This is a genomic window from Streptomyces sp. NPDC026673, from assembly GCF_040638135.1.
In the GTDB taxonomy this organism is placed as follows: Bacteria; Actinomycetota; Actinomycetes; order Streptomycetales; family Streptomycetaceae; genus Actinacidiphila.
This window is the reverse complement of the sequence record NZ_JBEZXR010000111.1, coordinates 1-20,449: the sequence shown is the minus strand read 5'-3', so window position 1 is coordinate 20,449 and position 20,449 is coordinate 1. Positions and strand designations below refer to the sequence as shown.

At 73.6% G+C, this 20,449-nt stretch carries 22 protein-coding genes; 9 read left to right on the top strand and 13 right to left on the bottom strand.

The genetic code is table 11. From position 1 onward, the window contains the following. Positions 1-116: 116 nt before the first annotated feature. From AB0F62_RS39595 to AB0F62_RS39560, 8 genes are all read right to left on the bottom strand, one after another. A complete protein-coding gene (locus AB0F62_RS39595) occupies positions 117-641 on the bottom strand; it encodes a CGNR zinc finger domain-containing protein (RefSeq protein ID WP_361810856.1) in 525 nt (174 codons plus the stop codon). Positions 642-906: 265 nt separating this feature from the next. Next, a complete protein-coding gene (locus tag AB0F62_RS39590) occupies positions 907-2,964 on the bottom strand; it encodes a SpoIIE family protein phosphatase (RefSeq protein WP_361810852.1) in 2,058 nt (685 codons plus the stop codon). A 199-nt stretch (positions 2,965-3,163) separates the two neighbouring features. Next, positions 3,164-3,472: a hypothetical protein gene (locus AB0F62_RS39585; RefSeq protein ID WP_361810850.1), complete on the bottom strand. Its 309-nt coding sequence runs from the start codon at positions 3,470-3,472 to the stop codon at positions 3,164-3,166. Positions 3,473-3,637: 165 nt separating this feature from the next. Next, complete coding sequence (locus AB0F62_RS39580) at positions 3,638-3,973, bottom strand: hypothetical protein (RefSeq protein WP_361810848.1); 336 nt, start codon at positions 3,971-3,973, stop codon at positions 3,638-3,640. A 37-nt stretch (positions 3,974-4,010) separates the two neighbouring features. Beyond that, the gene (locus tag AB0F62_RS39575; RefSeq protein WP_361810846.1) at positions 4,011-4,766 is read right to left on the bottom strand and encodes a ferredoxin reductase; all 756 of its coding nucleotides are present in this window, start codon (positions 4,764-4,766) and stop codon (positions 4,011-4,013) included. After that, positions 4,736-5,335 carry a molybdopterin-dependent oxidoreductase gene (locus AB0F62_RS39570; protein ID WP_361810844.1) on the bottom strand — a complete coding sequence of 200 codons (600 nt, stop codon included), beginning with the start codon at positions 5,333-5,335 and terminating at the stop codon, positions 4,736-4,738. The genes AB0F62_RS39575 and AB0F62_RS39570 overlap by 31 nt, the downstream gene beginning before the upstream one ends. Positions 5,336-5,499: 164 nt before the next feature. Further along, the gene (locus AB0F62_RS39565; RefSeq protein WP_361810842.1) at positions 5,500-6,555 is read right to left on the bottom strand and encodes an aldo/keto reductase; all 1,056 of its coding nucleotides are present in this window, start codon (positions 6,553-6,555) and stop codon (positions 5,500-5,502) included. A 128-nt stretch (positions 6,556-6,683) separates the two neighbouring features. Continuing rightward, positions 6,684-8,141 (bottom strand): MFS transporter, encoded by a 1,458-nt coding sequence (locus AB0F62_RS39560; protein ID WP_361810840.1) that lies wholly within the window; start codon positions 8,139-8,141, stop codon positions 6,684-6,686. A 259-nt stretch (positions 8,142-8,400) separates the two neighbouring features. Between AB0F62_RS39560 and AB0F62_RS39555 the strand changes: the two genes are divergently transcribed. Further along, positions 8,401-9,072: a TetR/AcrR family transcriptional regulator gene (locus tag AB0F62_RS39555; RefSeq protein WP_361810838.1), complete on the top strand. Its 672-nt coding sequence runs from the start codon at positions 8,401-8,403 to the stop codon at positions 9,070-9,072. 7 nt (positions 9,073-9,079) lie between these two features. Here AB0F62_RS39555 and AB0F62_RS39550 read toward each other — a convergent pair whose 3' ends face one another. After that, positions 9,080-10,342, bottom strand: coding sequence for an FAD-dependent oxidoreductase (locus tag AB0F62_RS39550; RefSeq protein ID WP_361810836.1), 1,263 nt, complete (start codon positions 10,340-10,342; stop codon positions 9,080-9,082). Between the two features lie 182 nt (positions 10,343-10,524). Between AB0F62_RS39550 and AB0F62_RS39545 the strand changes: the two genes are divergently transcribed. Further along, on the top strand, positions 10,525-11,676 hold the full coding sequence (locus tag AB0F62_RS39545) for a serine hydrolase domain-containing protein (RefSeq protein WP_361810834.1): 1,152 nt from the start codon (positions 10,525-10,527) through the stop codon (positions 11,674-11,676). Positions 11,677-11,728: 52 nt separating this feature from the next. Here the strand turns inward: AB0F62_RS39545 and AB0F62_RS39540 are convergent, their stop codons facing one another. Beyond that, positions 11,729-12,187: an ArsI/CadI family heavy metal resistance metalloenzyme gene (locus AB0F62_RS39540; RefSeq protein ID WP_361810832.1), complete on the bottom strand. Its 459-nt coding sequence runs from the start codon at positions 12,185-12,187 to the stop codon at positions 11,729-11,731. A 96-nt stretch (positions 12,188-12,283) separates the two neighbouring features. Here AB0F62_RS39540 and AB0F62_RS39535 point away from each other — a divergent pair, with 96 nt between their 5' ends. From AB0F62_RS39535 to AB0F62_RS39520, 4 genes are all read left to right on the top strand, one after another. Further along, positions 12,284-12,673: a metalloregulator ArsR/SmtB family transcription factor gene (locus AB0F62_RS39535; RefSeq protein ID WP_361810830.1), complete on the top strand. Its 390-nt coding sequence runs from the start codon at positions 12,284-12,286 to the stop codon at positions 12,671-12,673. Further along, a complete protein-coding gene (locus AB0F62_RS39530; protein ID WP_361810828.1) occupies positions 12,670-13,416 on the top strand; it encodes an aquaporin in 747 nt (248 codons plus the stop codon). The genes AB0F62_RS39535 and AB0F62_RS39530 overlap by 4 nt, the downstream gene beginning before the upstream one ends. A gap of 13 nt (positions 13,417-13,429) precedes the next feature. Then, positions 13,430-13,849: an arsenate reductase ArsC gene (locus AB0F62_RS39525; RefSeq protein WP_361810826.1), complete on the top strand. Its 420-nt coding sequence runs from the start codon at positions 13,430-13,432 to the stop codon at positions 13,847-13,849. A 121-nt stretch (positions 13,850-13,970) separates the two neighbouring features. Beyond that, a complete protein-coding gene (locus AB0F62_RS39520) occupies positions 13,971-14,162 on the top strand; it encodes a DUF4236 domain-containing protein (RefSeq protein ID WP_361810824.1) in 192 nt (63 codons plus the stop codon). Between the two features lie 9 nt (positions 14,163-14,171). On the opposite strand, the gene AB0F62_RS39515 is transcribed toward AB0F62_RS39520, so the two are convergent. Continuing rightward, positions 14,172-14,774, bottom strand: a complete 603-nt coding sequence (locus AB0F62_RS39515; RefSeq protein ID WP_361810822.1) for a GNAT family protein — start codon at positions 14,772-14,774, stop codon at positions 14,172-14,174. Between the two features lie 160 nt (positions 14,775-14,934). Between AB0F62_RS39515 and AB0F62_RS39510 the strand changes: the two genes are divergently transcribed. Then, positions 14,935-15,663, top strand: coding sequence for an SMI1/KNR4 family protein (locus AB0F62_RS39510; RefSeq protein WP_361810820.1), 729 nt, complete (start codon positions 14,935-14,937; stop codon positions 15,661-15,663). A gap of 48 nt (positions 15,664-15,711) precedes the next feature. Here the strand turns inward: AB0F62_RS39510 and AB0F62_RS39505 are convergent, their stop codons facing one another. Then, on the bottom strand, positions 15,712-16,383 hold the full coding sequence (locus AB0F62_RS39505; protein WP_361810854.1) for an enoyl-CoA hydratase-related protein: 672 nt from the start codon (positions 16,381-16,383) through the stop codon (positions 15,712-15,714). Between the two features lie 728 nt (positions 16,384-17,111). Here AB0F62_RS39505 and AB0F62_RS39500 point away from each other — a divergent pair. Further along, positions 17,112-18,596 (top strand): TauD/TfdA family dioxygenase, encoded by a 1,485-nt coding sequence (locus AB0F62_RS39500; RefSeq protein ID WP_361810818.1) that lies wholly within the window; start codon positions 17,112-17,114, stop codon positions 18,594-18,596. Next, positions 18,593-18,748: a hypothetical protein gene (locus tag AB0F62_RS39495; RefSeq protein WP_361810816.1), complete on the top strand. Its 156-nt coding sequence runs from the start codon at positions 18,593-18,595 to the stop codon at positions 18,746-18,748. Before AB0F62_RS39500 ends, AB0F62_RS39495 begins: the two co-directional genes overlap by 4 nt. A gap of 820 nt (positions 18,749-19,568) precedes the next feature. Here AB0F62_RS39495 and AB0F62_RS39490 read toward each other — a convergent pair. Further along, complete coding sequence (locus tag AB0F62_RS39490) at positions 19,569-20,348, bottom strand: GntR family transcriptional regulator (protein WP_361810814.1); 780 nt, start codon at positions 20,346-20,348, stop codon at positions 19,569-19,571. Positions 20,349-20,449: the final 101 nt, after the last annotated feature.

Genomic DNA, 20,449 nt, shown 5'->3' with positions numbered 1-20,449 from the left:
CAGACCGGCATCAAGTACGACCAGGACCTGCGTTTCGGCGCCGGCGACCTGCGCTCGGCGTTCTGGCTGGTCGACCTGCTGGAGTCGGCCGCCGCCGTGTCAGCGCCGCCGCCGTGTCAGCCAGTGGTGGCGGCCCGGGCGCGCTGGTGGTGGCGCCGGGCCTTCATCCGGTTGCCGCAGAGCGCCATGGAGCACCAGCGGGCCGTGTTGGCCTTGCTGCGGTCCAGCAGGAACAGCCGGCACTCGTCGTTGGCGCAGGGCCGCAGACGTCCGGGCCGGTTCTCCTGGAGCACGCCCCAGGCCGTGACGGCCCGTATGGCCGGCATACGGTCCGCGGGGGCCTGAAGGACCCAGTCGATGCCGTGCCCGGTGACCCGCGGGGTCCGGGCGACCCCGGTGAGCAGCTTCTGGAGGTCGTCGGGCTCCCGGCGACCGCCGACGACGTCCTGCAGCACCTCGCGCGCCGCCAAAAGGTGCCGCAGTTCCGGTGCGCTGCCCGTGCCGCCGTGCGCGCGCAGCCAGCGCCGGCCCGCTTCCGGGTCGGCGAGCTCGTCGACCGGGGCGCCCTCGACGACCGGGGTCGTGTTGAGCAGCTCCAGCAGGAAGTCCTCGTCCGTCGTGTCCGTCGTGTCCGCCGTCATCGTCGGCACCCTCACCTCCGGGTAACCCTTCATTTCTCCTTTGAAGGTTACACCTTCACAGGGCGGCACGTCGGTGACGGCGGGCGGGGCCGAGGGGCGGCCGGGGCGAGGGGCCAGCCGCGGGTCGCGGGCGTCGCGGGGGCGGACCGCGCGAGGTTCTCGGCCACCGTGCGGCCGGGTCCGGCGGGTCGAACCGCATCCCTACGGACGGCGGGAAGCCGACGGCGGCAGACGGAGAAGAGCCGAGTCCGCGACCGGCGCGGCCTCAGGCTCCGGTCAGCTCCTGCTCGGCCCAGATCGTCTTGCCCCGCTCCTCGTACCGCGTGCCCCAGTGCCGGGTGAGGGAGGCGACGAGGAACAGACCGCGCCCTCCCTCGTCCTGCAGACGGGCGTGGCGCAGGTGGGGGGCCGTGTCGGCGTCGTCGTGCACCTCCACGGTCAGTCCCCGGTCGAGGATCAGCCGCAGGCGGATGGGGCCCGTCGCGTGGCGGATCACGTTGGTGGCGAGTTCGCTGACCACCAGGTCGGTGACCGGGACCTGGTCCTCCAGCCCCCACTCCGCCAGCCGGCCGCGCGCCGCTCGCCGGGCCTCACCGACGGAGAGCGCCTCCGCGGGGAAGGTCCAGCTGGTCATGCGGTCCGGGGCGATGGAACGGGTCCTGGCCACCAGCAGGGCCGATCCGTCCTGCGGCGCCGAGCCGCGCAGCACCCTGTACGCGACCTCGTCGCAGACCTGCTCGGGCGCCAGCGAAGCCTCGGCGACCACCTCGCGCAATCTGCTGACCCGTTCCGCGGCCTCGGCCGGGTGGCGCCACGTACTGCCGTCGGAGTAGAGCGTCAGCAGGCTCCCGGGCCGCAGTTCCGTGGTGAGCGGATCATAGGGGGCGCCCTGCCCGAGCGGTGCCCCGCACGGCACCTCCAGCATGCCGACGACGCCCTCGGGGCTGGTCAGCAGGGGGCTCGCATGGCCGGCGGAGGCCGCCGCGCAGCGATGGGTGACCGGGTCGTACGTCAGGTACAGGCACGAGGCGGTGAACGGCGGCCGCGCCTGGTGCAGGGTCACCGGGTCCGCGTCCTGCTCGGCCGCCAGCCGCCGGCCGACGTCGTCGAGGTGGGTCATCAGCTCGTCGGGCGGGAGGTCCATGGCGGCCAGCGTGGAGGCGGCGGTCCGCAACCGGCCCATCGCCGCGGAGGCCTGGAGGTCGTCCCCGGGGACGTATCCGATGATCAGGCCCACCCGGCAGCTGGACAGCGGGAGGACGTCGAACCAGTGGGCGCCGTAGCGGCCGGGCAGGTAGCAGTGCGAGGAGCGCACCGCCGCCGTCTCGGGCGGCGTGCGCGGCAGCAGACTGCGCTGCAGCGCGGTCGCGACCGCGTGCTCGCGGATGAAGCGCCGCGCGTTGTCGACGCATACCGCGGTGCAGGTGGCCAGTTGCGTCGCCAGCGACAGGTCCTCCTCGTCGAAGGGCCTGGGGTTGGATCCGTCCCGGTAGAAACTGGCCAGTCCCAGCACCAGGCCGTGCACGGTCAGCGGGCTCACGATCAGCGAACGCGCCCCGGAACGGGCGATGAAGTCGGCCCGCGCCCGGTCGTGGACGAGCCATCCGCCGGACGACGGGACCGTCTCGACCAGCCGCGGCCGCAGATCGCCCAGCGCCTGCGTGTAGGGGGTGGGGAAGGCGAAGTGACTGGCACTGCCGGTCGGAAAGGCGCCGTACTGCCCGTCGCGGGACGTGAAGGCGGCACGCCGCATCGGGAGCCGGACCGTGACCGGGCCCACGGGCGCGTCGCCGGAGAACACGGACTCCACCAGGTCGACCGCCACGGCGTCCGCGAAGCAGGGGACCGCGATGTCGGCCAGTTCCTGCGCGGTGCGCAGGGGGTCCAGTGTGCTGCCGATGCCGGCCCGCGCCATGTTCAGGAGATCCAGTTCCCGCTGTTTGCGGAGGTCCTCCGTGACGTCGCGGATCATCGCCGCGACGCCGATGGGCCGGCCGTCCGCCCGCAGCGGGTAGCCGTTGACGGCGTAGTCGCGACGGTTCCCCGGATCGTCGGCCGGGCAGGCGTCCACCGGCCGGTCGAAGACCGCGGATCCGGTCTCCAGGACCTCGGCCATGACATGCGAGAGCGGTATCCCGGAGTCCAGGTCGGCGAGGGCGGCGCCGACGACGGCGTCCTCCGGCAGCCCGCGCACGGCCAGGGCCGCGGGATTGGCCCGCAGGACGCGCAGTCGCAGGTCGTAGACCTCGAGTCCGGTCCTGGCCTGCTCGAACAGGGCCACCTCGTAGAGGCCCGCTCCCTCCGGCGGGCCGGCGGCGGTCACGGTCCGCGCCCGGGTCGCTGTCGCCGGTCACGAGGCATCGTCCACCTCATCTCCCCTCGACTAGGCCAGTTAACCCAGCGGGGCGCATGCCGCGCCACCGGGGGTCCGAGGCGGCAAGGCGGGGCGGTTCCGTGCGCTGTGCCCCCGGTCGGCGCCCGGAGGCTCCCCGCCGCACCGCCCCGCCGCCGGCCGGACGGACTCAGGCCTCCGCGGCCTCGCCGCCGCGGATGCGGCACAGGGGGGCGCCGGCGTCGGTGTCCGACGTGCAGAGGTAGGCCCAGCCGAGCGGGCTCCACCGCAGACGGCGCACTTCGACGCCGTCGATCGCGGCGTTGTCCCGCGCCGCGCACTCGTAGTCCTCGGCGGCGCGCCGCATCGCGGTCCGTACCGCGCCCTCGGCGTCGGCGGCGTCGCCGACCACGTAGTAGTGCCGGCCCACGGCACCCCGTGACGTACTGAACCGCAGACCCACGAACCAGCGGTCCTGGGGGGCGACGGTGGTATGCATCTGCACTGCTCTCCCTCGGTCGCGGGCACCGTGGCGGCCGCTTGGCGGACCACCACCCGTCGATCCTTGGGAACAGCGCGGACGGCGCTGTCCATCGCAGTCCGGGGAGGCCACGATGATCCTGGGACCGGCGTTACCACCCGGGCGCGAGGGCGGAGCCGGCGCTCAGGCGTCGTCGGCGGGCCGGCGGCGCAGCGCGCAGACGTAGGCCCCGGAGCCGGACCGCTCGCACTCGACGTACGGGACGGTCCCCGGCTCGCCGCCACGGGCCCGCCACGGCATGACGGCCTCACCCGCCAGCAGCGCCTGGAGGGTCTGCAGCCGCGGATCACGCGGGGCGGGGTGGTGCTCGTACTCGGCCGCGCCGAGGGCGAGGGCGATGGCCATGCCGAGCAGGTTGACCTCGGTGGGCTGCTCGGGCGGGACGGAGCCCTCCGCCGGCTGGAGGCGGATGCCCTCGCCGGTGACTTCGATCACACGGGCGGTGTAGCGCTCGGACATGGGCGGGATCTCCTCTCCGGTGCGGTGCTGCTCGGGGTCATCCCCCGCCGGGGCCGAAGCGCTCGGTGCGGATCCGGTCCGGGGAATGGCCGAGGGCCACCAGCAGCGCGGCGGCGGTCTCGACGAAACCGGTGGGTCCGCACACGTAGCAGGTGGGCTCGAACTCCGCGGGCCAGCCCCACTCGGCCAGGTCGCGCGCCTCGAGGCGGCCGGCCGGCCGCGCCCACCCCTCCGGCGCCGCGCGTGTGTAGACGTAGGTCGTGTCGAGCCCGGGGGCGCCGCGGTCCAGTTCGGCCGCGTACAGCCGGTCCCCGGGCGTGCGGACGGAGTACAGCAGCCGGAACGGCGTGCGGCTGCCGGCGGCGTCGCGCCCGCGGATCATCGCCATGAGCGGGACGAGCCCGGAGCCGCCCGCGACCAGCAGCACCGGTTCGGTTTGCTCGGGACGCCAGACGAACCATCCGCCCACGGGGCCGCGGATCTCGACCGCGTCCCCGACGGCGAGGTCGTCGGCCAGGTAGGGCGAGACCTCGCCGTCGTCGACGCGCTGGACGGTCAGTTCGATCCGGTCGCCGTCGGCCGCCGAGGCGAGGGAGTAGCTGCGCTGGGTGCTGTAGCCGTCCTCCGCGGTGAGCCGTACGTCGAGGTGCTGACCGGGCAGGTGGCCCGGCCAGCCGGGCACGTCGAACACCAGCGTCGCGGCGGCCGTCGCCTCGGGGCGCCGCTCCACGAGTTCGGCGGCCCGCCAGCGCAGGCGGTCGCCTAGTCGCCTTGGTACCGCTGTTCGCGCCATGGGTCTCCGTAGTCGTGGTAGCCGACGCTCTCCCAGAAGCCCGGTTCGTCGTCGAGGAGCAGATGGATGCCGCGGACCCACTTGGCCGACTTCCACAGGTACAGGTGCGGGACGAGCAGCCGGGCGGGACCGCCGTGCTCGGGCGTCAGGTCGTCGCCGTCGTACTCGTGGACGATCCATGCCTGCCCGTCAAGGAGGTCCTCCAGGGGCAGGTTGGTGGTGTAGCCGCCATAGGAGTGAACGAGCGCGTACTCGGCGGCGGTCTCGACGTCGGCGAGGAGGACGTCCAGCGACACGCCCCGCCAGTGGGTGCCGAACTTCGACCATTTCGTCACGCAGTGCAGGTCGACGGTCGGCGTCTCGGCGGGCAGGGCCATGAGTTCTGCCCAGTTCCACCGGTGGCGGGTGCCGTCCTCGGTGGTGACGGTGAGCTCCCAGTCGTCGTGGGTGACCCGCGGGGTGGGGCCGGCGGACAGGACGGGGAAATCGAAGGTCTCGTACTGTCCCGGGGGCAGTTTGTGGCCCGACGTGGGACGCCGGCCGTGGAATCCGCGCGAGATGATGGGCATGCCGCGCCGTCCTTCCTCTCCTCGCCGCCCCGGCTCGCCTGTGGTGCGGAACGTGCGGAACGTGCGGAACCCCAGCATGCCCGGAGCCGGGGAATCCGGTCCACCGGAGACCCCCGGGGTGCGGCCCCGGTCCGTCATGACCGGGGCCACGCCGTCCGGGGAGGTCAGGCGACCGGGCGGGAGGGCTCGACGACCAGGGAGGCGTCACCGCCGCGGACGCGCTCGAGCACACGGGCGGTCGCCTCGTGGGGGACGCCGAGCGGCACGGCGCTGACCTCGGTCAGCCGTGCGTACTGCTCGGGGGCGAGCCGCACGTCGAGCGCTCCGAGGTAGTCCTCGAGCTGGGCGGTGTTGCGCGGGCCGATGATCGGCACGAACGAGGTGGCGGCACGGGCGCCCCGCTCGAGCATCCAGGCCACCGACACCTGCGCCGGTGTCGCGCCGGTCTCCTCGGCGACGGCCAGCACGGTGTCGACGATCGCGGTCTTCTGGTCGGACGACTCGGTGTGGATCAGCGTCTTCAGGTCGCTGAGCCGGCCCTCCGCGCTGCCGCGGTACTTGCCGGTGAGCAGGCCGCCGCCGAGCGGGGACCACAGGGCTGCGCCCAGCCCGAGGCTCTCGGCCATCGGCAGCAGTTCGCGGTCCGGGGTCCGCTCCACGAGGCTGTACTCGACCTGGATGCCCGCGACGGGGGCCCAGTTCTTCAGCTCGGCGAGGGTGACGGCGCGGGAGACGCGCCACGCGGGGAAGTTCGACAGGGCGAGGTGCAGGATCTTGCCGGAGCTCACCAGGTCGTCCAGGCCGCGCAGGATCTCCTCGATCGGCGTCAGGTCGTCGGGGAAGTGCACCCAGTACAGGTCGAGGTAGTCGGTGCCGAGGCGCTTCAGGCTGGCCTCCAGCGAGTGGATCATGTTCTTGCGGCTGTTGCCGGTCTTGGAGACGTCCGTCCGCGGGGTCGCCGCCACGCTGAACTTGCTGGCCACCACGAAGTGGTCGCGGTCGGCGGCGATGAACTCGCCCAGCAGTTGCTCCGACTCGCCGAACTGGTAGTTGTCGGCGGTGTCGAGGAAGGTGCCGCCTGCCTCGGCGAACCTGTCGAACATCCGGCGGGACTCGGCCGGGTCGGCCCCGGCACCCCAGCCGGTGCCGAAGTTGCCGGTGCCGAGGGCGTACTCGGAAACGCGGAGTCCGGTCCGGTGTCCGAAGGTCGTGTAACGCATCAGGTCTCCTTGACGAGTGGTGCTGTGGTGCGGTGCTGCAGTGGTGTTCGGTCGGTCTGACGGAATGAATTCTGGTGTTTCGTCAGTTTTGGACGTCTATTGCGCCTTTCCCTCCTCCGGGAGGACGGTCACCCGGTCCGGCGACGCCGGGAGGCACGGGGCGAGATCCCGAGCGCGGCGAGGGCGCTCAGCGCCACGACACCGGCCGAGATCCACCAGGCGAGGGAGAAGGCGTGCGCCGGGCCCTCGGATCCGGCGGCCGACAGGACGACGACCAGACCGCTGACGCCCAGCACGGAGCCGACCTGACCGGCCATGGTGACGATCGCGCTGCCGGTGGCCGCCCGGTCGCGGGGCAGGCCGGAGGTGGCCGAGGAGATCATCGTCGGGAGCGCGAGGCCCACGCCGACCCCGGCCGCGAGCCAGCCGGGCAGGACGTCGGTGACGTAGTCGAGGCGTCCGCCGGCGGTGAGGGCGAGCCACGCGGTGCCGAGGGCGACCAGCGCCGAACCCATCGCGGCCACGGCCCCGACCGGCACCCGCCGGGCGATCCGCCGCCCGAGCGCGGAGGCGACGAAGACCATGGCCGGGCCGGGCGCGACACCGAGGCCGGTCTCGATCGCCGACCAGTGCCACACCTGCTGCAGCCACAGCGTGAGGCCGAGCAACTGGAGCCCGAAGGCGGCGTAGAACAGCAGGGTGGCGATGTTCGCCCAGGCGAACACGCGGTCGCGCAGCAGGCCCAGGTCGACGACGGGAACGGGGTGGCGCGAGGAGCGCAGCAGGCACGCCGCGAGCGCGGCCGCGGCGACCGCGAAGCCGCCGATGGTGGGCGCCGCTCCCCAGCCCCATTCCGGGCCCTGGACCAGGCCCAGCGCCAGCGCTCCGATCGCCACCACCAGCAGGACCCCGCCGAGGAGGTCGGGCAGCCGGGAGTCGGCACCGTGGCGCCCGCCCGGCAGCAGGCGTACGGCCATGACCATCGCCACGGCGCCGATCGGCAGGTTGAGCAGGAAGATCCACTGCCAGGCCGCCTGCACCAGCAGGCCGCCGACCACGGGGCCCGCCGCCGCCGCCAGCGAACCGCTGGCCGCCCAGATCTGCACATGGCGCGTGACCTTCGCGGGCGGCGCAGTGGTCAGCACCAGCCCGAGACTGGCCGGGGTCAGGACGGCCGCCCCTGCCGCCTGGAGGAAGCGGAACGCGACCAGGACCCACAGGTCGCCGCTCAGCGCGGCGCCCAGGCTGGCGAGGGTGAACACGCCGAGCCCGAGCAGGAATCCGGCCTTGCGCCCGTAGCGGTCGGTCAGCCGTCCGGCCGGGACGAGGAGGGCGGCGTACACGATCGCGTACCCGTTGAGGATCCAGCTGAGCCTGGACAGCGAGGTCTCGCCCACGCCCCGCCCGATGGGCGTCAGGGCGACGTTGACGACGAACGCGTCCAGAGCGGAGAGGAAGACCGAAGCGGCCAGGACGGCGAGCACGAGACCGGGACGCGGCTCGCGGCGCGCGGGCACCCGGGGCCAGGGGGCGGGCGGCCGCAGGACGGCGGCGCCGTCGGCGGAATCCAGGGGGGTTCGGGTCATGGGGGGCTGTCTCCAGGGATGGGGCGGGGCAGGCGGCCGGCACACGGACCCGGCGGCCCGGTGACGGGTTCGCGGATCACGGATCGCCGCGACGCTGCGGCGTGGCATCGAGGGAGGCGCCCCGGGACGCGGGCGCGCGTCCCGGGCAGAGGCGGCGGAACGGGTCCCTCGCACTCCTTAAGTAAACCGATCGGTTTCCTTATGCGCTCCACCGTAACAGCCGCGTCGAGCGAAGTAAAACGATCGGTATCCTCAAGGCATGAGCGACACACCCTCCCCCGTACGCCGGCGCAGTGGCCGAGGCGCCCGGGAGCGGATCCTCAAGGCGGCGACGGAGCTGTTCACCGCCCAAGGGGTCAACGCGACCGGGATGGACCAGCTGGCCACCGTCGCCAACGTGTCGAAGCGCACCCTGTACACGCACTTCGCCGGCAAGGACGACCTCGTCCACGCCTATCTGAGCGAGCTCGAGGAGGGCCTGCTGCCCGCGGCGCCGGCCCCCGGGGAGTCCTGCCCGGACCCGCGGGCGGAGCTCCTGGCCGTCTTCGACTGGAGACCGCGGATGGCCGACGGCCCGCTGCGCGGCTGCCCCTTCCTGAACGCCGCCGTCGAGGTCCCCGACCCCGAGCACCCGGTCCACGTGCTGGCGGCGGCCTACAAGACCGAGTTCGCCCGCAGGCTCACGGCCCTCGCACGACTGGCCGGCGCCCGCGACCCGGAAGAGCTCGGCGAACGGCTCGCCCTGCTGTACGACGGTGCCGTCGCCCGCGGCACCGCCCTCAACAGCACGGACCCGGGCGCCCACGCCCGGGCCATCGCGACCGCCCTCGTCGACGCCGCGATCGAGGGCACCAGCGGTGGCACTGCAACCGACGGGACGACGGCCGACGGGGATGCCGTACGGGAGGGCGATCCGGCCGCGACCGCCTGAGCACGCCTCAGCGCAGACGCGTCGCCGCGCGGCGGCGGTCCGACAGCACCTCGCGGGCGGCCCGCGCGCCCGAGGCCAGCGCCCCCTGGAGCGAGCCGGTCGCCCGGTGGTCGCCGCAGACGTAGCGCCCGGAGGAGAAGCGGGTGGTACGGGTCAGCGGGTGCGGAGCCGGCATCGCGGGCAGCGCCTCGCGCACGGTGCAGCGATGCAACTGCTCCCAGCCGGACGCGTCGGTGCCGTACACGTCCGACAGCGCCGCCGGCAGGGCGGGCTCGTCGGCGGGGCCCGGCGCGCCGAGCACGGACGTGGCCACCAGGGCGCGGCCGTCCGGGGAGAGCCCCGGCTGCACCTCGGTCAGGACCACGGTGTTGAGGAAGCGGCGGCGCTCGTCCACCATCAGCGTCGGTTCGGAGAGCGGCGAGCGGTCGGCGGCGTGGTAGTAGGTCGTCACGGTCCGGGTCGGCGGTGTCGTGAGACCCGGCAGGAGGCGGACGGCCGCCGCAGGTCCGGTCGCCACCACCACGACGGGCGCCGCGATGTCCGTACCGTCCTCCAGCAGCACTCCGTCGCCGGTCAGTTCACGCACCGGGGCCTCCGTGCGGACCACGCCCTCGGGCAGCCGTTCGGCGAGCTGCGCGGGCACCGCCCCGATCCCCTCGGCCGGCAGGGCCAGGGTGCCGCGCAGCATGCTGCGCCAGACGAAGTGGAAGAAGCGGCTGGAGGTCTCCAGTTCGTCCTCCAGGAAGACGCCCGAAAGGAACGGCCGGAAGAGCGTCTCGACCAGTTCGGGCGAGACGCCGGCGGCGGCCAGCGCGGTGAGCGTCGTGGTGTCCGCGCCCGCGCGCAACCTCGCCGCGGGCAGCACCATGTCACGGGCGCTCAGCATCCCGAGCGCGGCCAGGTCGCGGCCCGACGCCAGGCGTCCGGGCAGCAGATCGGCCGTCGCGTACGGCGGACGGGTCGGGTCGGCGAAGCGGAGCCTGCCGTGGGAGGTGTGCACCAGGACGCCGGGACTGAACGGCCGCAGCCGCAGCGGCCCCAGTCGCAGGCGCCGCCTCACCTGGGGATAGGAGGTGTTGAAGACCTGGAAGCCGCGGTCGAGGAGGAAGCCGCGGTGCCGGTCGGTGCGCATCCGCCCGCCGACGCCGTCCGAGGCCTCCAGCACCCGTACCGCCAGACCGCCCACGGAGAGATCGGCCGCGCACGCCAGCCCCGCCGCACCGGCCCCGACCACGATCACGTCACAGCGGCCACCGCGCTCCTGCTGCATGGATCGGTGCCCTTTCCTCCGTGTACACCCCGATACGGGCCGGCGTTCCGTACGCTACGCGGGTGCCCCGGACCGCCCCGCGCGGCGCGCCGCCGGACGGGGGCGACACGGCGGCGACGGACCGATGAGTCCGCGCCGTCACGGGAGTCCACTCTGTGACGGCACACGAGAGAGGCGGATCGATGAAGCGGCGATTGGGCGACATCCTGCAGAAGTTCGTGGACGACGGATCGGTACCGGGGGCGGTGGGCCTGGTGGCACGCGGCGACCGGGTCGAGGTGGCGGCCGCCGGGACCCTCGGTGTCGGGGATCCCACCCCGATGGCCGCGGACTCGATCTTCCGCATCGCGTCGATCACCAAACCGGTCGTCGCCGCGGCGGTCATGATGCTCGTGGACGACGGCCGGATCGCCCTGTCGGACCCGATCGCGGAGTGGCTCCCCGAACTGGCGAAGCCCGTGGTCGTCCGCACCCCGTCGAGCCCGCTCGACGACGTGGTGCCGGCCGCGGCGCCCATCACCGTCCTCGACCTGCTGACGTCCCGTGCCGGGTACGGCTTCCCTCCGGACTTCTCCCTGCCCGCGCTCGCCCCGCTGGTCGGCGAGCTGAGGCAGGGGCCGCCGCAGCCGCAGATGGTCATGGCGCCCGACGCGTGGACGGCCACGCTGGCGGACATCCCGCTGCTGCACCAGCCGGGCGAGGCGTGGCTCTACAACACCTGCTCCGACATCCAGGGCGTCCTGGTCGCCCGGGTGTCCGGCCGCCCGCTGCCGGAGTTCCTGGCCGAGCGGATCTTCGAGCCCCTCGGCATGACCGACACCGGATTCGCCGTGCCGAAGAGGGACCTCGGCCGCTTCACCGGCTACTACCGGCCGGATCCGGCGAACGGCCTGCGGTTGGTGGACGCGCCCGACGGGCAGTGGAGCACCCCGCCGGCGTTCCCTTCCGGCGCGAGCGGGCTGGTCTCCACGGTGGCGGACTGGCACTCCTTCGGCCGGATGCTGCTGGCGGAGGGTGCCGCGGGGGACCGCCGGCTGCTGTCCGCGGAGTCCGTGCGGCGGATGACCACCGACCAGCTGACGCGGGCCGAACGCGAAGCGAACGAACTGTTCCTGGAGGGTCAGGGATGGGGCTTCGGCGGCTCGGTCGACGTCGCGGCCGTCGAGCCCTGGAACGTACCGGGACGCTACGGCTGGATCGGCGGCACCGGCACGGCGGCGCACGTCACGCCGTCCACGGGCACGGTCACGGTGCTGCTGACGCAGGTGGAGCTGACGGGCCCGACCCCGCCGGCCACGATGCGGGCGTTCTGGCGCTACGCGGCCGGGGACTGAGGCCCGCCGCGGCCCGGGCCGGTCGGTCCCGGGCCGCGGCACGGGCGGAGTGTCAGGCGGCGCAACAGGACTTCGACCCCGTCCCCCCACCGGCATCGGTTCCGGTGCCGGTGCCGCTGCCGGTGCCGGTGCCGCCTTCCGCGCCGACGTCCGACGTGACGACGTACACCTCCCAGCGCTCACGGCCGGGGCCGGTCACCCACACCTTGTCCTGGACGGCGTAGCAGCAGGAGACGGCGTTCTCCTCCAAGGTGGCAAGACCCGCCTCCTGGAGCCTGCTCGTGGCCGCGGTGACCTGCCCGGTGGATTCGACCTCGACGCCGAGGTGGTCCAGGCGGGTGTCCTCGTCGCTCCCGCCCTCGATGAGGACGAGCTTGAGCGGGGGCTCGGCGACGGCGAAGTTGGCGTAACCGGGGCGGAGTTTGGCGGGCTCGACGCCGAAGAGCCTGGAGTAGAAAGCGATGGACCCCTCGAGGTCGGCGACGCGCAGGGCGAGCTGAACGCGGGACATGACGGTCTCCCTCACCTGTTTCTGTATCGACATTCATCGATACAGCTCGACAGACCCGAGGTTGCCATCGGATTCGACAGCCGTCAACATAGACACATGTCGAAGTCAGAGCTGCGGATCCTCGGTCAGGACGATCAGGCCGCCGTGTGCTGCTCCCCCATGGTCCGGGACCCGCTCGGCGAGGCCGACGCCGTCGATCTGGCCCGGATGTTCAAGGCCCTGTCGGACCCGGTACGGCTGCGTCTGCTGTCGCTGATCGCCTCCCACGAGGGCGGCGAGGCGTGCGTGTGCGACCTGACTGGGCCGTTCGACGTGTCGCAGCCGACGATCTCCCACCATCTGAAGGTGCTGCGGGAAGCGGGGCTGGTCGGCTCCGAGCGCCGCGGGACCTGGGTCTACTACTGGGTACTCCCGACGGCGCTCGCCCGGCTCTCCGCGCTCCTGCGGATTCCGGCCGAACCCGCTGCCGCCGGAACCCGCGGATGACCGCCGCGGTGCCACTCGGTCGGCGGGTGACCGCCGAGTTCACCGGTACGGCGGCCCTGGTCACGGTCGTCGTGGGCTCGGGCGCCCAGGCCGCCCAGCTGTCCCGGGACGCAGGGGTGCAACTGCTCGCCAACTCCCTGGCCACCGTCTTCGGCCTGGGTGTGCTGATCATGCTGCTCGGCCCGGTCTCCGGCGCGCACTTCAACCCGGTCGTCACCCTCGCCGCCTGGTGGAACGGGCGCGTCACCGGTGACGGACCGTCCCCGCGCGAGGCCGCCGCCTACCTGCCCGCCCAGGTCGCCGGCGCCATCGGTGGCGCGGTCCTGGCCAACGCCATGTTCGGCGAACCGCTGGTGACGTGGTCGGCACACGACCGCGCCGCCGGACACCTGTGGCTGGGCGAGGTCGTCGCCACCGCGGGCCTCATCCTCCTCGTCCTCGGCCTCGGCCGCACCGGACAGCAGCGCATCGGCCCCGTCGCGGTCGCCTCGTACATCGGGGCCGCCTACTGGTTCACCTCCTCCACCAGCTTCGCCAACCCGGCCGTCACGATCGGCCGCGCCTTCTCCGACACCTTCGCCGGCATCGCTCCGGCCTCGGTGGCGCCCTTCGTGGCCGCCCAGTTCGCCGGCGCCGCCCTCGGGCTGGCGCTGGTCGCCGTCCTCTTCGGCCGCACCACTCCGGCCGCTCCGCCCGCCACCGCCCCCACCGCCGAGCCCGAACTCGCCACCGCCGACCACTGATCAAGGAAAACCCGTGAGCACTCCCGACGTCCCGTCCGTGCTGTTCGTCTGCGTCCACAACGCCGGCCGCTCCCAGATGGCCGCCGCCTTCCTCACCCACCTCGCCGGAGACCGGGTGGAGGTCCGCTCGGCCGGCTCCGCCCCCGCCGACGCGGTCAACCCCGCCGTCGTGGAGGCCATGGGGGAAACGGGGATCGACATCTCCGCCGAGGTCCCCAAGGTCCTCACCACCGAGGCCGTACAGACCTCCGACGTGGTCATCACCATGGGCTGCGGGGACGCCTGCCCCTACTTCCCCGGCAAGCGCTACCTCGACTGGCAGCTCGACGATCCCGCGGGCCGCGGCGTCGAGGCCGTCCGCCCCATCCGCGACGACATCGAGCAACGCGTCCGCGGCCTGCTCACCGAACTCGGCGTCGCCGCGCGGGCGTGACCGACGGCGGCGGCGTCGGAGATCGCGGCGGCAGCGGCGACCCGCCCCGGAAAGCCGCCCGTTGAAAGACCGTCATCAGGGCACACGTACTCCAGACCGCATTCTCGGAAAGGAGCACCACGTGCCTCTTCGCTTCCGCAAGTCGTTCCGGATCCTGCCCGGCGTCCGCCTGAACATCAACAAGCGCTCGCTGTCCATCACCACGGGCGGCAACGGCGTCCACCACACCGTCAACACCCGCGGTGAGCGCACCGAATCCGTCGACCTCCCGGGGCCGTTCTCCTGGCGGCGCACCTCGCGCAAGGGGCACTGACGGCCGTCGTCACTCGAGGATCCAGCCCGACATCCACCGCTCCCGCACGGCCGACCACTCGGGCGCGACCAGGGAGTAGTACACCGTGTCGCGCCACGAGCCGTCGACGCGGCGGCAGTGCCGGCGCAGCACCCCCTCGCGGATGCCTCCGATGCGGGACACCGCGTCCTGGGTCGGCAGGTCGAGGTCGTCCAGGCGCCACTGGACGCGCCCGAAGCCGAGGTCCTCGAAGGCGTAGTACACCAGCATGAAGTGGGTCTCCAGGTGTACCGGGCTGCCCCACAGGGCGGGATCGAGCCAGCTCCAGCCGATGTCCACGCGCTCGTCCGCGACCGAGATGTCGACGTAGGCGGCCCAGCCCGACGGCCGCTCCGTCGTGTGCGGGACGACGGCGAACACGACGGACTCCCCCGCCGCGGCCTGCGCGAGCCGCTGGTCCACCAGCGCCGCCATCTCGGTCGGCGAACCGGGTGGCGTCGTCGACAGCCACCGCCACATCGCCTCGTCGGCGCGTCCTGCCGCGTACAGCGCCGGGACGTGCAGCGGCGAGAGGGGGACCAGCCGCGCGTACCGGCCGTCGATGGTGACGGAAGCGGGGAAGCGTACTGCCATATCCGAACGCTAATCCGGCGGGACCCCGGCCGCACCAACTCGCGGATTCCCGCCCGTGCGCCGCTGCCGCCCCAGCACCCTGGGGCGGCAGCGGCGTGGCGGGCGGGCGCGGTGATCGCGCCCGCCGCGCGCGGTCCGGCGGCGCGATAACGTGCCCGGCATGACAGACGACTTCGACGTGCGCCGGGAACTGGCGGCGGGCATGACGGATCCGGCCCGCGCCCTGCGCTTCGTCCGCGGCTTCGCCGGCCACTGGCTCGCGCCCCTGCGGGACGGCGACGGGTACGGTGAAGCCGACCTGGCGGCGGCCGAGGAGCGCCTGGGCCGTGCCCTCCCCGCGGTGCTGCGCGACGCCTACCGGCTCTTCGGGCGACGCCCGGACCTCACCAGCAACCACGACAGGCTGCTCGCCCCCGCGGAGCTCCACGTCGACTCCCGCGGCGAGGCGCTGGTCTTCCGGTACGAGAACCAGGGCGCCGCGTCGTGGGGCATCCTCCTCACCGACCTCCACAAGGCCGATCCGCCGGTCGTCGTGAAGCCCGACCTGGCCGACACGGCGGCGGAGCGGTGGACGGCGTGGCTGGACCGGTTGTCGTGGGCCTGCGTCGAGATCGTCCTGTCCGAGTCGCTGCACGAGCCGGACGACCTGTGCGACTTCCGCGACGACCTCGACGAGACGGACTTCGAGGCCATCAGCGGGCGGTTCACCCCGCTGCCGTTCCCCGCGTACCCGCCCGACGGCGACCTGGGGGCACGGTGGTACGCGGGCCCCGACGTGATACTCCGCGAGGACGACCGCACCTGCCTGTGGGCCCGCGCCCGCACCGGGGAGGCGCTCGACTGGGTGCGCGACGACCTCCCGGGCGACTGGCTCAACGACCCCCGCTGAACCCGGGTCCCTCCGGTGCCCGCCGGAGGGACCGCGGGACGGGCGGGCTCAGCCCAGGGGGACGTCCTTCTGCCGCAGGGCCTCCAGCGCGGGGCCGTACATACGGGTCTTGATCGTGCCGAGCGTGGGGCCCGCCTTCCCCGCCAGCGGCCGGGCGAGGGCGACGGCCGCCTCGCGGACCTCGGCCTCTCCCGCCGTACGGTCGACGATGCGCTCGGCCAGCGCCTCGTGGCCGCCGTAGCGACGCGCCGTCGTCATGGCCTCGTGGGCCGTCTGCGGGTGCAGTCGGGCCTGGATGAGTGCCGACATGCCCTCGGTGAAGGGGATGTTGATGTCGGCCTCGGGCAGGCACCAGTAGCCGCGGTCCGCGCGCATCACCCGGAAGTCGTGGGCCAGGGAGAGCATCGCCCCCGCGGCGAAGGTGTGGCCCTGCAGGGCGGCGACGGTGGCCACCGGCAGGGTCAGGACGCGGGCCAGGAGGCCCTGCACACCGGTGACGTACTCGCCCGCCAGGTCCGCGTGGGCGAACAGCCACTCCAGGTCCAGGCCGTTGGACCAGAACTTGCCCGTGGCCGCGGTCACCAGGGCGCGCGGGCCCTCGGCCTTCTCCACCTCGTCCAGGAGCGCGTTGACGGAGGTGAGCCAGTCGGGGTGGAAGCGGTTCTCGGTGTCCCCGAGGTCGAGGATGAAGACGTCGTCCTGGCGGTCGAGGGTGGGCATGACTGCGGCTCCTTGAGGCGAGGTGTCGTACGGGGTGCCGGCGCGGCCGGGTGCGCGGCGCCGCGGGGCGCGTCCGGCGCCGGCGCCTTCCGCGGCGTGCCCGGGCGGCGGCGAGGCGTTGCCGTGCGGGGCCTGCCGGCGGCTGTCGTCCGTGCGGCGGTTCATGCGCGCACCACCCCGCCTCTGCCTCGGCGACCGACATACTTACCGGACGGTAACTACGATGGTCCGCATGCTACAGGGACGGACGACCCCTGTCCCCCTCCCAGTCCGCCGCGTCGCCGACGGGTCGCACCGGGACCCGCGGCGCACGGCTTACCGGACGACGACCTGATGCCGCACGCACCACGGCGTCGAGGAGACGGCCCTGCACGCGGAACGCCGTCGCGTCCGGCCGGCTCCGCCCCGGGGTGTCCTTGGCGCGCCTCGGCAGAGCGCGACCCGACCCGGCGTACGCGGCAGTCCTTCCCCGGCTCCGGACCACGAGCGGCCGCACGGGGCGTGGCGGACCGTCGCCGGCTGCCGCGCCGGGTAGCCCTCGAGCACTTCCAGGCGCTCACCGGTGCCGCCGCCCGGCTCATCGCCGAGGCCACGGCCGGCACCGGGAAGAGCTGCCGCGTTCCGCCTTCCCGGCGTTCGCCGCGGCGCCATTTCACGGTCATCTCCCGGATGTGTCGGCCTGTGACGGTCGGGGAAGTTGGCTATACAACTTTTCCCGAGGAGTGATCGTGTCCACCCTGACCAGCTTCCCTATCGGCGATCTGCCGGCGATGTGGCTCCGCGACAACTGCCCCTGCGCGCGGTGCCGCGACCCGCGTTCCGGGCAGAAGCTGTTCCAGATCAGTGCCCTCCCCGCCGGGCTGCGGGTGGGAACGGCGGACGACACGACCGTGGCCGGCGAGCCGGCCGTGGAGGTGGTCTGGGAACCCGACGGGCACCGCTCGGCGTACCCGCTGGCCTGGCTGGACGCCGCCCGGCCCGGCCGGACCGGGCACGGCGACCGGCGCACGGAGGCCGGCAAGGAGCTGTGGACCGCGCGCGACGTCGCCGGACGGCTGCCGGAGGCGGGCTGGGAGGAGTACCTCGCGGAGCCGGGGGTGCGGGCGCGGATGCTGGAGTCCGTGCTGGGCCTGGGCTTCATGGTGCTGCGCGACGTGCCGGAGCGCGAGGGCCAGGTGCTCGCGGTGGCGGAGACCTTCGGGTTCGTCCGCGAGACCAACTACGGGAAGCTCTTCGACGTGCGCGTCGAGCCCGACCCGAACAACCTCGCCTTCACCTCCGCCGCCATCACGCCGCACACCGACAACCCGTACCGCGACCCGGTCCCGACGCTCCAGTTGCTGCACTGCCTGGTCAACGACGCGGACGGCGGCGACTCCGGCCTCGTCGACGGCTTCGCCGCGGCCGCGCTGCTGCGCCGCGAGAACCGGGAGGCGTTCGAGGTCCTGACCCGCACGCCCGTGCCGTTCGTCTTCCGCGACGCCGGGACCGAGCTGCGGGCCGACCGTCCGCTGATCGACACCGACCCACTGGGCCGTGTGCGCGAGATCCGGTTCAACAACCGCTCGATCGGAACGCTGCGGCTGCCCGCCGACGAACTGGAGGCGTTCTACGCGGCCTACCGCGCCTTCGCCGAGCTGCTCCTCCGTCCGGAGCTGCAGCTGAACCTGCGGCTCGTACCCGGCGACTGCCTGATCTTCGACAACACCCGGCTGCTGCACGCCCGCACCGCCTTCGCCCAAGACGGGGCGCGCCACCTCCAGGGCTGTTACGCGGACCTGGACGGGCTGGCGAGCGCCCTGTCCGTGCTGCGCCGCGCGGACACCCTGGAGCCGTTGGCGGCACTGTTCGCGGGGGCGGTGTCGGCCGAGTACCTGGGCGAACCCGTCACGATGGCCGAGCACATGCTGCAGGCGGGGGCCAGGGCCGAGGCCGCGGGGGCCCCGCCGCACCTGGTGGCCGCCGCGCTGCTGCACGACGTCGGGCACGTGGAGGGCGACGTCGTCACCGGCCGGGAGCTGATGGCCGGCGACGACAACCGCCACAGCCACACCGGCGCCGACCTCCTCGGCCGCTGGTTCGGGCCCGAGGTCACCGAGCCGGTACGGCTGCACGTGGCCGCCAAGCGCTATCTGTGCACGGTGGAGCCGGGGACCACGACCGGCTGTCGGAGGCGTCGAAGTACACCCTGGAGGTGCAAGGGGGTGCGATGACCCCGGAGCAGGCGGCCGAGTTCGCCGCGCTGCCGGGCGCGGCCGACGCGGTCGCCGTTCGCCGCTGGGACGAGGAGGCGAAGGACCCCGACGCCGTTACCCCGCCGTTCGAGCACTTCCTCCCCCTGCTCACCGCGCTGCTGCGCGGCTAGAGCCCTGTGGAGGTGCCGGCCGGCCGGGTTCGGGCCAGGGGGAGGCGGGGGTGGCTCCTGTGGTGGCGGTGGTGGTTCGGTTGTCGTGCCGTCTCGCTCCCTTCGGTCGCAAAGCGGCTGGCTGCGGATGGGAGGGTGGCGGCCTGGGGTTGGTCGGCGGTGTGCGGGTCGGTGGGTGGCGGGGGTTCAGGCTCCGGAGCGGGGTGCCTCTCCAGTGGTGGCGGTCTCGTTTCCGTCCGCGGGTATAGATGGCCGCTTCCACGCCATCGGTGCGTGGTGGGCGCGCCCGCCGTAACCGGCGCCTGCGGCTGATTCGAGGTGTTGTCGAAGGGTGAGCGGGACATCGGGCTCGCTTTCGCCGATATGTTCGGCGGAACAGAGCCCCATCTTTGCGCCGGGGAAGATCGGGCCCGCTTTCGCCGACTATGTCGGCGAAACAGAGCCCGATCTCGGAAACCCACCCACCGATCCCGCTACCGACAGGGGAATCACCCGCAGACGCCGGTCACGGCGGGCGCGCCACCCACGAACGGTGGGCGTGGCAACCAGCCATCTCTACCCGCGGACGGAAACGAGACCGCCACCACTGGAGAGGGACCCCGCTCCGGCGCCTGAACCCCCGCCACCCACCGGCCCGCACACCGCCACAACGGACCAGCCGCCCACCCTCCCATCCGCAGCCCGCCGCCTTGCGACCGAAGGGAGCGAGACGGCGCGACAGCCGAACACCGACCCGACGCCCCCACCTGACCCCACCCCACCGAGGCGCCAAGGCAGCAGGGCGGCAGCACGCCGGTGGCCTGCTCGCGGGTCCGGGACGTCAGCCCCGTTCCGGTCGGGGGCTGTGGCGGCGGCCCAGGGTGGAGGCCGCCACGGAGTTGTGGACCGTGAAGGCGATGGTCCCTGGCAGGTAGCGGTCCTCCGACCACTCCACCGGCGCCCCCTCCGGGTCCGTGGTGCGGCGCCGTTCGCGCAGCAGGACCTGCCCGGGTGGGCAGTCCAGGAGGCGGGTGTCGTCGGCGTCGGCCCAGGCGAGGTCGATCGTGTGGTCGGCGTCCGTGAAGAGGACGCCGTGCGCGACGAGGGCCTCGGTGTGCGAGACCGTGTCCGGCGGCAGTTCGGCCACCAGCGCGCCCACCCGGGCGGCGTAGAGGGAGCGCTCGACCATCACCGGCTCACCGGAAAGCGTTCGCACCCGCAGCACCAGGTACACCTCGGCGCCCTCCTCCAGGCCGAGCCGGTCGGCCTCGTCGGCTTCGGCCGGCCGCCGCACCACGCGGTCCACGCGGCCGCCCGGCGTCTCGCCGATGGAGCGGGCCCAGTTGGTGAAGCTCAGCAACTCCGAGAAGCTCTGCGCCCGCGGGCCGCCGAGCACCGTGCGCCGGGTGCCGCGGCGCGAGGTGACCAGGCCGTCCGAGCGCAGCACGGCCAGTGCGTGCCGGACCGTGCCGCGGGAGACGCCGTAGCGTTCGGCGAGCGTCCCTTCCGGGGGGAGTTTCGCGCCGGCGGCGTATTCGCCCGCGATGATCGCCTCGCGGAGTTCGGCGGCGACCTTGCGGTAGCGCAGCCCGCTGTCCGGGGGGACCTGTTCCTGCCGCACCGTGTCGTCTCCCGGGCTGCTCGTGTCGTGCGGGCCGTGCTTTCCGGCCGTTTCCCGACCCTACCCGCAGGCGGGACGGGTGCGGGCGGCCGCCCGCACCC

Bases quoted from the DNA above. Each gene is read 5' to 3' on its own strand.
- AB0F62_RS39580 (WP_361810848.1), bottom strand. From the start codon at position 3,973: ATGTCCGAGCGCTACACCGCCCGTGTGATCGAAGTCACCGGCGAGGGC.
- AB0F62_RS39550 (WP_361810836.1), bottom strand. From the start codon at position 10,342: ATGCAGCAGGAGCGCGGTGGCCGCTGTGACGTGATCGTGGTCGGGGCC.
- AB0F62_RS39560 (WP_361810840.1), bottom strand. From the start codon at position 8,141: ATGACCCGAACCCCCCTGGATTCCGCCGACGGCGCCGCCGTCCTGCGG.
- AB0F62_RS39535 (WP_361810830.1), top strand. From the start codon at position 12,284: ATGTCGAAGTCAGAGCTGCGGATCCTCGGTCAGGACGATCAGGCCGCC.
- AB0F62_RS39565 (WP_361810842.1), bottom strand. From the start codon at position 6,555: ATGCGTTACACGACCTTCGGACACCGGACCGGACTCCGCGTTTCCGAG.
- AB0F62_RS39585 (WP_361810850.1), bottom strand. From the start codon at position 3,472: ATGCATACCACCGTCGCCCCCCAGGACCGCTGGTTCGTGGGTCTGCGG.
- AB0F62_RS39575 (WP_361810846.1), bottom strand. From the start codon at position 4,766: ATGGCGCGAACAGCGGTACCAAGGCGACTAGGCGACCGCCTGCGCTGG.
- AB0F62_RS39530 (WP_361810828.1), top strand. From the start codon at position 12,670: ATGACCGCCGCGGTGCCACTCGGTCGGCGGGTGACCGCCGAGTTCACC.
- AB0F62_RS39555 (WP_361810838.1), top strand. From the start codon at position 8,401: ATGAGCGACACACCCTCCCCCGTACGCCGGCGCAGTGGCCGAGGCGCC.
- AB0F62_RS39495 (WP_361810816.1), top strand. From the start codon at position 18,593: ATGACCCCGGAGCAGGCGGCCGAGTTCGCCGCGCTGCCGGGCGCGGCC.
- AB0F62_RS39510 (WP_361810820.1), top strand. From the start codon at position 14,935: ATGACAGACGACTTCGACGTGCGCCGGGAACTGGCGGCGGGCATGACG.
- AB0F62_RS39505 (WP_361810854.1), bottom strand. From the start codon at position 16,383: ATGCCCACCCTCGACCGCCAGGACGACGTCTTCATCCTCGACCTCGGG.
- AB0F62_RS39515 (WP_361810822.1), bottom strand. From the start codon at position 14,774: ATGGCAGTACGCTTCCCCGCTTCCGTCACCATCGACGGCCGGTACGCG.
- AB0F62_RS39545 (WP_361810834.1), top strand. From the start codon at position 10,525: ATGAAGCGGCGATTGGGCGACATCCTGCAGAAGTTCGTGGACGACGGA.
- AB0F62_RS39595 (WP_361810856.1), bottom strand. From the start codon at position 641: ATGACGGCGGACACGACGGACACGACGGACGAGGACTTCCTGCTGGAG.
- AB0F62_RS39540 (WP_361810832.1), bottom strand. From the start codon at position 12,187: ATGTCCCGCGTTCAGCTCGCCCTGCGCGTCGCCGACCTCGAGGGGTCC.
- AB0F62_RS39570 (WP_361810844.1), bottom strand. From the start codon at position 5,335: ATGCCCATCATCTCGCGCGGATTCCACGGCCGGCGTCCCACGTCGGGC.